The sequence below is a fragment of the Micromonospora sp. NPDC048868 genome (assembly GCF_043198195.1).
GTDB classification, from domain to species: domain Bacteria; phylum Actinomycetota; class Actinomycetes; order Mycobacteriales; family Micromonosporaceae; genus Micromonospora; species Micromonospora reichwaldensis.
Window position 1 is genome coordinate 189,148 of record NZ_JBICUN010000002.1, and the last position, 11,696, is coordinate 200,843.

The following is an 11,696-nucleotide window of genomic DNA, read 5'->3' on the forward strand; positions in this document are numbered from 1 at the left end:
GATCCCGTCCCGGCAGTGGCCGGTCGGTCAGTGCGGCTGTCCCATTTCTGCCAGCCCGCCCCGGTCGACCGGGGCGGGCTGGCGGCGTCGGTACGATCCCGACCGGTCGACGAGGGGAGCCGACGATGACCGGGGTGGACGGGGCGGACGAGGTGGACGGGGTGACCGTCCGGCCGGCACGGGCCGGGGACCGGGCGCCCGTGGACGCGCTGCACGAACGCGAGCGGGGCGGGCCGTACGTCGTCGCCCACGACACCCGGTACGACCTGCGTACGCTGCCCACGCTGGTGGCGACCGACGGGGCCGGGGCGGTCGTCGGGGCGCTCGCCCACCACGACGACGCCGACGGGCTGGAGGTGGTCAGCGTGGTGGCCGCGACGCCCGGCGGCGGCGTCGGCACTGCGCTGCTGGCGGCGGCCGACGAGGTGGCCCGGGCCGGCGGCCGGGCCCGGCTCTGGCTCGTCACCACGAACGACAACCTGCGGGCGCTGCGCTTCTACCAGCGGCGCGGGCTGCGGCTGGTGCGCGTGGACCGGGGCGCGGTGGACCGGGCCCGCCGGCTCAAGCCGAGCATCCCGGTGGTCGGCGAGGACGGCATCGAGCTGCACGACGAACTGGTCCTGGAACTGCCCCTCACCGCCGACGGACCGGCCCCGGAACCGCCCCTCACCGCCGACGGACGGGTCCCCGTCGGCCGCCCGGTGCACGGTCGGCAGGTCGTCGCCGGCCCGCCCGCCGGCGCGGCCCGCGCCCCGTGGATCTCGCTGACCACCGACTACGGCCTCGCCGACGGATTCGTCGCCGCCTGCCACGGGGTGATCGCGCGGCTGGCGCCGGAGGCCCGGGTCGTCGACGTGACCCACCTCGTCCCGCCGACCGACGTACGCCGGGGCGCGGCGGTGCTCGCGCAGGCCGTGCCGCACCTGCCGCAGGGGGTGCACGTGGCCGTCGTCGACCCGGGCGTGGGCACCACCCGGCGGGGCGTCGCGCTGGCCACGCCCCGCGGGCTGCTGGTGGGGCCGGACAACGGCCTGCTGGTGGAGGCCGCCGAGGCGCTGGGCGGGGTGACCGCGGCCGTCGAGCTGACCGACCCGCAGTGGCTCGCGCCCGAGGTGTCCCGCACGTTCCACGGCCGGGACGTCTTCGCGCCGGTCGCCGCGCGGCTGGCGCTCGGCGCACCGCTGTCCGGGCTCGGCCCGGCGGTCGACCCGGAGTCCCTGGTCCGGCTGCCGGCGCCGGTGCTCCGGCGGGAGGCGGACGGGTTCACGGCCGAGGTGCTGACCGTCGACCACTTCGGCAACGTCCAACTGGCCGCGCCGGCCGACCTGCTGGCGCCGCTGCCGGTCCGGGTCCGGGTGCGACCGGGCGCGGGTGCCGGGCCCGACCGGGAGGCCGTGCACGGGCGTACCTTCGGCGACGCCGGGCCGGGCGGGCTGCTGGTGCACGCCGACTCCGCAGGCCTGGTCGCCGTGGCGGTCAACGGCGGCCGGGCGGTGGACCTGCTGGCGGTGGCGCCGGGCGACCTGGTGCGCATCACGGCCGGCTGAGCAGCGGGCCGGCCGGGCAAGGTGTCGGGCGGGCGACCCGGGCGCCGGGCCGGACCGGAGCCGGCCGGCCCGGCGGGCGTACGCGGGTGGTGGTCAGCAGAGCGGCACGGTGCCGCCGTAGACCGCCGAGACGTACGCGTGGCTGACGTACTGGCCGCCGGTGAGGCGGTTCCACCGGTTGGTGGTCCGGTACGGGCCGACGACGGTCTGCCCGGTCACGTAGCACTCGATCGGCACGTTGGCGTACCGGGCGGCCAGGCCGCGCACCGCGTACCCCGTGCCGGCGCCGGCGCGGATGTTGAGCGGACCGTCGCCGACCACGCCGCGCGGACCGCTGCCTGTCCACAGGTACGCCACGTCCACCCAGGCGTTGGTGGGGAGCTGCAACCCGTCCCAGAAGGTGCCGTCGGCGAGGTCGACGCCGGCCGGGTTCAACACGACCCGCCCGAACTGGTCCCGCCCGCCGTTGTAGCCGTACTGGTAGGCCGCCTGTGCCTGCGGCCGGCCCTGCGGAAGGTCCTTCCAGTTCTCCCGGACGGCGCTGAGGTTCCAGTAGTCGTCCCGGGTGTTCCACGGGCCGACGTCCCAGACCGGGGCGTACTCGCAGCGGCTGCCCGTGGTGGTGCAGACCCGCACGGTGTAGTCGCCGGTGTTCGCCGGGGCCAGGGCGCGCCGGGACGGCAGCGCGACGAAGTGGTCCCCGGCCACGATCGTGTGCCCGTTGGCGGTCACCTCGCCGACCAGCCCGATCCGCGTCGCGTACACCCGGTAGGTGAGGCCAGGCGAGGCGGCGACGGCGGCGACGGTGTCGGCGGTGAGTCGCACGGCGCGCACCTCCGCGGTCGCGCCCGGCCGGCTCGCGGTGAGCACCACCCGGGTCTGCACGCGGGTGACCGGCCGGTCGAAGACCGCCCCGCCGGTGGCCTCGCGCCACTCGGTCCAGCCCGCCGCCCGCCAGCCCCGCACCTGGGCCTCGGCGGTGCCGCCGGCGGCGGTGCGGGCGTCGACGGCGGCGCGGATCCGGGTGGCCGGCCGGGCCAGGGTGCGCGGCGGCGCGAGGAAGATCCCCTCGGCGACCGCGCTGCGGGGCGCGCGGGACCGCGCGGGGCGGGGGTCGGCCAGCCGGAGCCCGGCGCGGGTGTGCCGGACGTTGACGTCGTCGGCGTCGACGCGGGAGAGGTCGGTGCTCCACCGTTCGCCGCCGTCGGCGGCGAGCGCGGGGCTCGGGGCGGGTACGAGGGCGAGGGCGAGGATGACGGTCAGGGCGGCGGTACGGGTGCGACGTTGGGGCAGAATCATGGGCATTCTCCTCAGAACTCCCTGATCGTGCCCTTGTCGGTAGATCGACAGGAACCACCATACAAATAGCGACACATGCGAATTCGGCTCGGACGAGGAAGGATGGACGGGTGCCCGAAGGCGACACCGTCTGGAACACCGCCCGCGTGCTGCACCGTGCCCTGGCCGGCGCCCGCCTGACCGGCAGCGACTTCCGGGTGCCGCAGCTCGCCGCGACCGACCTCGCCGGCTGGACGGTGCGGGAGTCGGCCAGCCGGGGCAAGCACCTGCTGCTGCGGCTCACCGCCCCACCGCACGCCACGCCACCGCCCGACGCCCCGATCACACCGCAGGGCGGCACGGCCCCGGCGCAGGGCGGCGGTGCGGCCGGGGACGCGGCACCGGGAGACGACGGCGGGGCGCGCTGGACGCTGCACTCGCACCTGCGGATGGACGGCGCCTGGCGGGCGTACGCGCCCGGGGAGCGCTGGGCGGCCCGGCCGGCGCACCTGATCCGGGTCGTGCTGCGCAGCGCGCGGGCGGTCGCCGTCGGCTACCACCTGCACGAGCTGGCGCTGGTGCCGACCGCCGAGGAGGAGTCGCTCGTCGGGCACCTCGGCCCCGACCTGCTCGGCACGGACTGGGACCCGGCGGAGGCGGTGCGCCGGTTGGCCGCCGACCCGGACGTCACCATCTCCGAGGCGCTGCTGGACCAGCGCAACCTGGCCGGCGTCGGCAACCTCTACAAGTGCGAGGTGCTCTTCCTGCGCGGCGTCTCGCCGTGGACCCCGGTACGCGCGGTGCCGGACCTCGCCGGCACCGTCGCCCTCGCGCAGAAGCTGCTCGCGGCGAACCGGGGCCGCTGGACGCAGAGCACCACCGGCTCGCTGCGCCGGGGGCAGACCAGCTACGTCTACGGCCGGCGCGCCCAGCCCTGCCGGCGGTGCGGCACCGCGATCCGCAAGGAGGAACTGGGCGAGCGGGTCACCTACTGGTGCCCGGTCTGCCAGCCGGAGCGTCCCGCCGACTGACCCCGGCCGGGCCGGTGCGACACGCGCGTGTCCCGCCTCGCGCATGGCGGGTAGCCACCCGCAGCCACCCGGTCGGCGTGTCGGGCGGGACACTCCGCCGGCAGGGCGGCGAGTCGCGTCCTTGCCACAGATACGGACGATTGGGTACTTCCTAACATCGCCGTCGAGGTCGCATGCTGCGGTTGACTCCTCACGCATCGTCAGCGACGCGCGACCGGTCCGCCACGCCGACGTGGTGGCCGCAGCGCCCGGACACCGGGGAGAGCCATGGAGCTGTTCCGCAGACTCCGGATCCCGTGGGCGGAGCGGGCGAGCGCCCGCGCCGAGCACGACGCCGACGGGACCGGGGCGGGGCCCGTGCCGGCGGCCCGGCGCGCGGCGGAGCCGGTCGCCGCGCCGGCCAGCCTCGACCCGGCCGCCGTGCCGCGCTACTTCGGCCCGCTGCCGAACCAGGCCCGCAGCCCGCTGCCGGTGGTCGACGCCGACGGCCGCGTGCTGCCCGGCACCGGCATCCGCAAGTTCGTCGACGCGCTGCCCCGCCCGGGCGCGCTCGACCGCACCGAGCTCGGCGCCCACCTGCCGGTGGCGGTGCCGGACACCGTCAGCTATGCGGGCTGCGACTACTACGAGATCGGCCTGGAGCAGTACGCACAGCGGCTGCACCGGGACCTGCCGGCGACCCGGCTGCGCGGCTACCGGCAGCTCAACCTCGGCACGGACGCCCACGGGCACAACACGGTCGCGCCGACGGGGCGCCCCTGGCACCTCGGCCCGCTCATCCGGGCCCGGCGCGGCCGGCCGGTCCGGGTCAAGTTCATCAACCAGCTCCCCACCGGCCGCTCCGGCGAGCTCTTCCTGCCGGTCGACCCGACCGTCGACGGCGCCGGGGCCGGCCCGCTCGACGGTCCGGCGCCCTACCCGCAGAACCGGGCGGTGCTGCGGCTGGCGGGCGCGCACACCGGCTGGACCAGCGCTGGCAACCCCTGGCAGTGGGTGACGCCGGCCGGCGAGATCACCCCCTACCCGACGGGGCCCGGCCTGACCCACGTGCCCGACATGCCGCCGCCCGGCGCGGGCGCCACCACGCTCTACTACCCGAACGAGCAGAGCGGGCGGCTGTGCTGGTTCCACGACAACACCGTCGGCCTGGCCCGGCTCACCGTCTACTCCGGGCAGGTCGCCCTCTACCTGCTCACCGATCCCGCCGAGGAGCGGCTCGTCGCCGACGAGGTGCTCCCCGCCGACCATCTGCCCCTGGTGATCGAGGACAAGACGTTCGTGCCGGAGGACGCCCAACTCGCCGGGGAGGACCCGACGTGGGACCGGGACCGCTGGGGCTCCCGGGGCAGCCTCTGGCACCCGCACGTCTACCAGCCCCGGCAGAACCCGCACCGGGCCGACGGGACGAACCCGACCGGCCGGTGGGACTACGGCCCGTGGTCGCGTACGGGCGACGACGCCGGGCAGCGGGAGCACGGCGGTACGCGGCACCGGGCGGACCCCGTGCCGAACCCGCACCACGACCCCGTCGCCGACCCTGACGAGCCGCCGCTCGCGCCCGGCGTCCCGCACCCGTCGGCGGTGCCGGACGCGTTCGGCGACACCGTGCTGGTCAACGGGATCGCGTACCCGTACCTGGAGGTCGAGCCGAGGACGTACCGGTTCCGGATCCTCAACGCCTGCCTGGACCGCGGCCTGAACCTCCAGCTCTACCGGGCCCGCTCCGACGGCCCGATGTGGGACCCGGACGGCGGGCTGGCCGACGCCGGCGCCGGCGAGGTGCCGATGGTGGAGGCGGTACGCGCGCCGGAGCGGCCCGCCGGCTGGCCGACGGACGGGCGCGACGGCGGGGTGCCGGACCCGCGCGCCGCCGGCCCGGAGCTCGTCCAGATCGGCAACGAGTGCGGCCTGCTGCCCGCGCCGGTGGTGGTGCCGAACCGGCCGGTGAGCTACCGGTACGACCGGCGCGACCCGACCGTGCTCAACGTCGACGCGCACGCGCTGCTGCTCGCCCCGGGCGAGGCGGCCGACGTGCTCGTCGACTTCTCCACCGTCGCGCCCGGCGGCACGCTGATCCTCTACAACGACTGCCCTGCCCCGCTGCCCGGCTTCGACCCGCGCGCCGACCACTTCACCGGCGCCCCGGACCGCAGCGCCGAGGGCGGCGCGCCGCCGACCCGCCCCGGGTACGGGCCGAACACCCGCACCCTGCTCCAGTTCCGGGTCGTCGGCACCCCGGCGCCGCCGTACGACCTGGCGCGGCTGCGCGAGCGCCTGCCCGAGGCGTACGCGGCCAGCCAGCGCCCGCCGATCGTGCCGCAGCCGGCGTACGACGTGGCGTTCGGCACCCGGACCGCGCGCGACACGGTGGTCCCGGTGCACGCCGCGACGGTCAGCTTCGTCCCGGCCGGCGCCGCCGCCCCGGTGCTCCTGCCGCTGGAGGTCAAGGCGGTGCAGCAGGTCTTCGAACCGGACCATGGCCGGCTCGTCGGCCGGCTCGGCGTCGGGCACCCGCACGCCGGGCCGCTCTCCCCCACCGTCCTGCCGCTCGGGCCGACCGACCCGGCCACGGAGGTGCTGCACGTCAGCGATCCGGCCGTCGCGGTGGGCGGGCCCGGCGACGGCACCCAGCTCTGGCGGATCCGCGGCAACAGCCGGCAGACCCAGCCGGTGCGGTTCACCGGCTGCGACGTGCAGCTGGTCGGCCGGGTCGGCTGGGACGGCGCCACCCGTCCGCCGCACCCGGCGGAGCGGGGCTGGAAGCAGGTCGTCCGGGTCGACCCGCGCGAGGACGTGATCGTCGCGCTCCGGCCGGTCGCGCCGCCTCTGCCGTTCAAGATCGGCGACAGCGTACGGCTGCTCGACCCGCTCCGGCCGGCGGGCGCCCGGACCGGCTCGACCCCGGTCAGCCCGGTCGACGGTCGCCCCGCGGTCGTGGTGAACCAGCTCGTCAACCTCGGTTGGGAGTACCACTGGCACAGCCAGCTCGGCGGCCACCGGGACCAGGGCATGATCCGGCCGCTGGTACTGCGGGTGTCGCCCCGGGCACCGACCGGGCTGACCGCGACCCCCGCCCCCGGCTCGGCCACCGCGCTGCCCGCGATCGCGCTGACCTGGACGGGCAACGGGAGCCGGCCACCGGCCACCAGCCACCTGCTCCAGCGGGCCACCGACGCCGCCTTCACGGAGGGCCTCACGGCGATCACCGTGGCGGCCACGGCGACCCGCTACACCGACGCCAGCGTCACGCCCGGGGTGACCTACCACTACCGGATCCGGGCGGAGAACGCGGTGAGCTGCTCCACGTGGTCCAACAGCGTGCCGGCCTCGGTGCACCTCGCCGCGCCGGCCGGGCTGACCGCGGCGATCCCGCCGGCCGCGCCGCTGCGGATCGCGCTGCGCTGGACCAACCGCTCCTTCGCCACCGGGATCGACGTGCAGCGGGCCACCAACCCGACGTTCAGCAGCGGCCCGGGCACCACAGCGATCGGCGTCGGCGACAACCATCTCGACATCGCCGTCGCCCCCGACACCACGTACTACTACCGGGTGCGGACCACCTATCTCGGCGCCGCGTCGGCCTGGTCGACGGTGGCCCGGGCGACCACCCCGCCGGCGCCGGGCCCGCCCACGGGGGTGACCGCCACCGCGACGGCACCCGGGCCGGACACGGCGACGGTGATCCTCGCCTGGGCGGCGAGCACGCCGGCGGCACCGGGCGCGGGGTTCATCGTGCAGCGGGCGCTGGACCCGGCGTTCGGCCTGGAGGTGGCGACCTTCACCGTCACCGGCCGGGGCTTCACCAACACCGGGCTGGCGCGCGGCGTCACCTACCACTACCGGATCCGGTCGTTCAACGTCGTCGGCAGCTCCCCGTTCACCGGCCCGGTGCCGGTGACCACACCCCCCTGACCTCGCCCCCCGCGCCCGCGCCCGCGCCGATCATGCAGTTGTGGTGGGGTGCAAAACGCCCGAACAGGTACCGATCCGGCACCACAACTGCATGATCGACCGCGCGGGAGGGAGGGGCGGGGCGGGGCGGGGTCAGGGGGTGCGGAGGGGGGCGCCGACGCCGCGGAGTTCGGTCAGGGCCGTGGCGACGCCGTGCAGCAGGTCGGTCGCCTCGGTGAGCCGGGAGGCGGCCGGGTGCGCGGCGTCGGGGTGGGCTTCCCCGGCGACGTAGCCGGCGGCGGCCACGACGAGCCGCTCGTACGCGGTGACGCCCTGCTCCAGCTGCGCGCTCAGGGCCCGGTGCGCCTCGGCCAGCGCCGGCCGGGACTCGGCCGGGGCGAGCCGCAGCGTGCGCTCGACGCTGGCCACCCGGTCGGCGAGGTCCCGCAGCGACCGGTCGGCCTCGGCGGCCTCCAGCACGGCCGGCGAGGCGAGCCCCGTGAGCCGGCCGGTCATCCCGGCGAGGGTCAGGGCGGCCCGGTCCAGCCGGGCCCACGGCTCGGCGGCGCTGGTGCCGCGCAGCGCCACCCGGGAGCGCACCCGGCGGACCTCGGCCAGCACGCCGGGGCCGACGGGGAGCCGCTCCACGGCGGCGACCAGCCTGGCGCGGGACCGGGCGGCGGCCTCGGCCGGGTCGAGCGCCGGTGGTGCCGGCCGGGCGGCCAACGCCCGCAGGTCGACCCAGCGCCAGGCGGCGAGCACCAGCGCGCCGCCCGCCCCGGCCGCCCAGGCCGCGTCGGGCAGCCCCAGCCCGGCGTACGGGGTCAGCACGGCGGCGGCGCCGCCCAGGCCGCCGGCCGTGACGCTCCACCGGCGCGCGGACCGCCGCAACCGGCTCAGGCGCCGGAAGTACCGCGTGCGCTCGTCTGCCACCTCTGCCTCCTCGACCCGGCCGCTCAGCCGGCGGCGGTGGTGTCTCCGGTGCCACGTTCCCGGCCCATGCTGGCCCGGATCTCGTTCAGCCGGGCGGCGGCCGCCGGGTCGGCGGCCGGTGCGGCGGGCTGGGCCTGCTCCACACCCGGTCGTTCCTGCTTGCCGCCGAGCTGCTCGCCGGCCATGCTCGACCGGATCTGCTCCAGCCGGGAGGAGCCGGCCGCGTCCAGGGTCGACTTCTGGATCTCCAGCATGCGGCCCTCGACGGAGTTGCCGGCCAGCTCGGCGCGGCCCATCGCCGTGGCGTACCGCTGCTCGATGCGGTCGCGCACCTCGTCGAGCGAGGGCGTGTTGGCGGGGGCGGTGAGCGACGACATCGACTCCAGCGAGCGGGCCACGCTCTCCTGCATCTTGGCCTGCTCCAGCTGGCTGAGCAGCTTGGTGCGCTCGGCGAGCTTCTGCTGGAGGATCATTGAGTTGTTCTCGACCGCCCGGCGGGCCTGGGCGGCGGCGCCGAGCGCCTGGTCGTGCAGGGTCTTGAGGTCCTCCGTGGCCTGCTCGGCCGAGACCAGCTGGGTGGCCAGGGTCTGCGCGGACTGCTCGTAGCGACCGGCCTCGGTCTCGTCGCCCCGGGCGCGGGCCTGGTCGGCGAGGACCAGTGCCTGGCGGGCGTTGGCCTGCAACCGCTCGACCTCGGTCATCTGACGGGACAGCTTCATCTCCAGCTGCCGCTGGTTGCCGATCACGGCTGCGGCCTGCTGGACCAGCGCCTGGTGCTGGCGCTGGGCCTCCTCGATGGCCTGCTGGATCTGCACCTTCGGATCGGCGTGCTCGTCGATCCTGGCGCCGAAGAGCGCCATCAGGTACTTCCACCCCTTGACGAACGGGTTCGCCATCTTTGCGTTGTCCCCTCAGTAGCGTCGCTCCGCCTGGACCGCGCCGGGTGCTCCCGGCCGGCTCCGGCGCGGCAGTGGCTCCATCGTCCCAGCCGGACGCCACCGGGGCATCCGTACCGGCGAGCGAAGCGAGCGCCGACGCCGTCCGCGATCAAGGGTACGCGGCGGCGTCGAGGCCGACCACGTGGCGAGGGAGAGGGGGTGGATCAGGCGGCGCAGACCACGTCGCGCTCGCTGCCCCGGACCCGGGAGCTGCGCAGGGTGGCCTTGAGCGGGGAGTCCTGGCGGACCTGCACGGCGACCGTGCCGTCCGAGCTGACCTGGTGGACGCCCCGACCCGTGCTCCTGCGCACGGCGACGGTCGCGGCCGGCTCGTCCTGCACCGGCACCAGCACGCCGGGCATCTGCTCGGCGAGGGCGACGGTGTCGCTGACCTCACGCAGCAGCTCGGACAGGCGCGCACCGAGGGCGTCGCAGATCGCGGCCAGCAGCTCGCTGGAGGGCTCCTTCTGGCCGCGTTCGATCTCGGAGAGGTAGCCGAGGCTGACGTTGGCGGCGGAGGAGACCTCGCGCAGGGTGCGGTGCTGCCCCTGCCGGCGCGCCCGCAGTGCGTCACCGATCACGCGGCGTAGCAGGACCATTCGCACCTCCCCCTGAGGGACACCACTCTTCCAGGCGGCCCGTCCGGCACGTCGAGCCGGACCGGTCGTCGGAGCCTTCCCGCAACCGTACCCGTTGCGGGCCCCCACGACATCCCACCCCGCCCCTCGGATCCTCAGAAGGCCGTCAGCGGCGACCCGCGCCGGCCGCGTCGGTCCGCCCGCCGTCGGCCCCGGCCGCCCGGCCGTCGGATGCGGCCGCCCCGGCGGCGTCGGTCTCGTGGATCCGCGCGGCGAGCAGCCGCAACGCCTCGACGACCGCGGCCGAGCGGACGTGGTCGCGACCGCCGTCCAGGTCGAGCTGCCGGACCTCGGCGCCGGACGGCCCGGCCACGGCGACGTAGACCAGCCCGACCGGCTTGCCGTCCTGCGGTTCGGGACCGGCCACCCCGGTGGTGGCCAGACCCCAGTCGGCCCCGCAGCGGCGCCGGCCGCCCTCCGCGAGGGCCACCGCCACGTCCGGGTCGACCGGCCCCCGGTCGGCCAGCAGGTCCTCCGGCACGTCGGCGAGCAGCGACTTGAGCTCGGTGGCGTAGACCACCAGGCCGCCCCGGTAGATGCCGCTCACCCCGGCGATCTCCACGATCGAGGCGGCCAGCAGGCCGCCCGTGAGCGACTCGACGGTGGCCAGGGTCTCGCGCCGTTCCGAGAGGCTGTGCACCACGCCGGCCGCCGGGCTTCCGGCCGGCCGCGTTCCGGCAGCGTCACTGTCCATGTCCCGGATCCTTTCCCCGCCCCGTCGGCCCTACTCATCCTTCCCGACGGGCGCGGCTCCGGGCGGGAGAGGGGCGGGGCCGGGCGGGAGAGGGCGGACGGTACGGGCGCCGGTCAGGCGGCCGGGCGGCGCAGCCGGAGGGCCTGCGCGACGTAGTCGAAGCCGGTGACCACCGTGACGCCGACCGCGGCGGCCATGATCCACGGGCCGACGGCGGCGAGCACGGCCGGCATGGGCCACAGATACCACGTGATGGCCAGGATCTGGAGCGCAGTCTTGATCTTGCCGCCCCGGCTGGCCGCGATCACGCCGTGGCGGATCACCCAGAAGCGCAGCGCGGTGATGCCCAGCTCGCGGACGAGGATCACGGCGGTCACCCACCAGGGCAGCTGGTCGTACCAGGAGAGCAGCAGCAGCGCCGCACCGGTGAGCGCCTTGTCCGCGATCGGGTCGGCGACCTTGCCCACCGAGGTGACCAGGGCGAACCGGCGGGCGATCCAGCCGTCCACGAGGTCGGTCGCCGAGGCGACGGCGAAGATCAGGCAGGCGACCATCCGCCAGCCGGCGTGGTCCATGGCGGAGGCGACCACGGACGCCGCGAAGACCGGCACCAGGACCAGCCGCAGCGCGGTGAGCGCGTTGGCCGCGTTCATCACCGGTACGCCGGCCACCACCGGCGCGGGCGTCGATTCCGTCGCCCCGGTCATCGCCGCGCCCCGCTCCGGCGGCCGTGGCGTACCTGGCAC

Annotated in this window: 9 protein-coding genes and 1 pseudogene; 4 read left to right on the forward strand and 6 right to left on the reverse strand. The window is 76.5% G+C overall.

Features of this window, described 5'->3' with window-relative positions; translation table 11 throughout:
- Positions 1 to 125 precede the first annotated feature (125 nt).
- Both ACGFNF_RS03750 and ACGFNF_RS03755 read left to right on the forward strand, forming a co-directional pair.
- Positions 126 to 500, forward strand: a pseudogene (locus tag ACGFNF_RS03750) (GNAT family N-acetyltransferase); the annotation flags it as partial.
- Positions 501 to 701: 201 nt separating this feature from the next.
- Positions 702 to 1,547 (forward strand): S-adenosyl-l-methionine hydroxide adenosyltransferase family protein, encoded by an 846-nt coding sequence (locus tag ACGFNF_RS03755; protein ID WP_393165855.1) that lies wholly within the window; start codon positions 702 to 704, stop codon positions 1,545 to 1,547.
- Positions 1,548 to 1,640: 93 nt separating this feature from the next.
- Here the strand turns inward: ACGFNF_RS03755 and ACGFNF_RS03760 are convergent, their stop codons facing one another.
- Positions 1,641 to 2,846 carry a hypothetical protein gene (locus ACGFNF_RS03760; protein ID WP_393165550.1) on the reverse strand — a complete coding sequence of 402 codons (1,206 nt, stop codon included), beginning with the start codon at positions 2,844 to 2,846 and terminating at the stop codon, positions 1,641 to 1,643.
- A gap of 110 nt (positions 2,847 to 2,956) precedes the next feature.
- Between ACGFNF_RS03760 and ACGFNF_RS03765 the strand changes: the two genes are divergently transcribed.
- Together ACGFNF_RS03765 and ACGFNF_RS03770 are read left to right on the forward strand one after the other, a co-directional pair.
- Entirely contained in the window at positions 2,957 to 3,856 is a 900-nt protein-coding gene (locus ACGFNF_RS03765; RefSeq protein ID WP_393165552.1) for a zinc finger domain-containing protein, read from the forward strand.
- A 267-nt stretch (positions 3,857 to 4,123) separates the two neighbouring features.
- The gene (locus tag ACGFNF_RS03770; protein WP_393165554.1) at positions 4,124 to 7,768 is read left to right on the forward strand and encodes a hypothetical protein; all 3,645 of its coding nucleotides are present in this window, start codon (positions 4,124 to 4,126) and stop codon (positions 7,766 to 7,768) included.
- A gap of 132 nt (positions 7,769 to 7,900) precedes the next feature.
- Here ACGFNF_RS03770 and ACGFNF_RS03775 read toward each other — a convergent pair whose 3' ends face one another.
- From ACGFNF_RS03775 to pgsA, 5 genes are all read right to left on the reverse strand, one after another.
- Positions 7,901 to 8,680: a hypothetical protein gene (locus tag ACGFNF_RS03775; RefSeq protein ID WP_357577368.1), complete on the reverse strand. Its 780-nt coding sequence runs from the start codon at positions 8,678 to 8,680 to the stop codon at positions 7,901 to 7,903.
- A gap of 23 nt (positions 8,681 to 8,703) precedes the next feature.
- On the reverse strand, positions 8,704 to 9,576 hold the full coding sequence (locus ACGFNF_RS03780) for a PspA/IM30 family protein (RefSeq protein ID WP_357577369.1): 873 nt from the start codon (positions 9,574 to 9,576) through the stop codon (positions 8,704 to 8,706).
- A 206-nt stretch (positions 9,577 to 9,782) separates the two neighbouring features.
- Positions 9,783 to 10,217, reverse strand: coding sequence for a helix-turn-helix domain-containing protein (locus ACGFNF_RS03785; protein WP_393165556.1), 435 nt, complete (start codon positions 10,215 to 10,217; stop codon positions 9,783 to 9,785).
- A 145-nt stretch (positions 10,218 to 10,362) separates the two neighbouring features.
- The gene (locus tag ACGFNF_RS03790; protein WP_357577371.1) at positions 10,363 to 10,950 is read right to left on the reverse strand and encodes a CinA family protein; all 588 of its coding nucleotides are present in this window, start codon (positions 10,948 to 10,950) and stop codon (positions 10,363 to 10,365) included.
- 113 nt (positions 10,951 to 11,063) lie between these two features.
- On the reverse strand, positions 11,064 to 11,657 hold the full coding sequence (pgsA, locus tag ACGFNF_RS03795; protein WP_207913946.1) for a CDP-diacylglycerol--glycerol-3-phosphate 3-phosphatidyltransferase: 594 nt from the start codon (positions 11,655 to 11,657) through the stop codon (positions 11,064 to 11,066).
- Between the last annotated feature and the right edge of the window lie 39 nt (positions 11,658 to 11,696).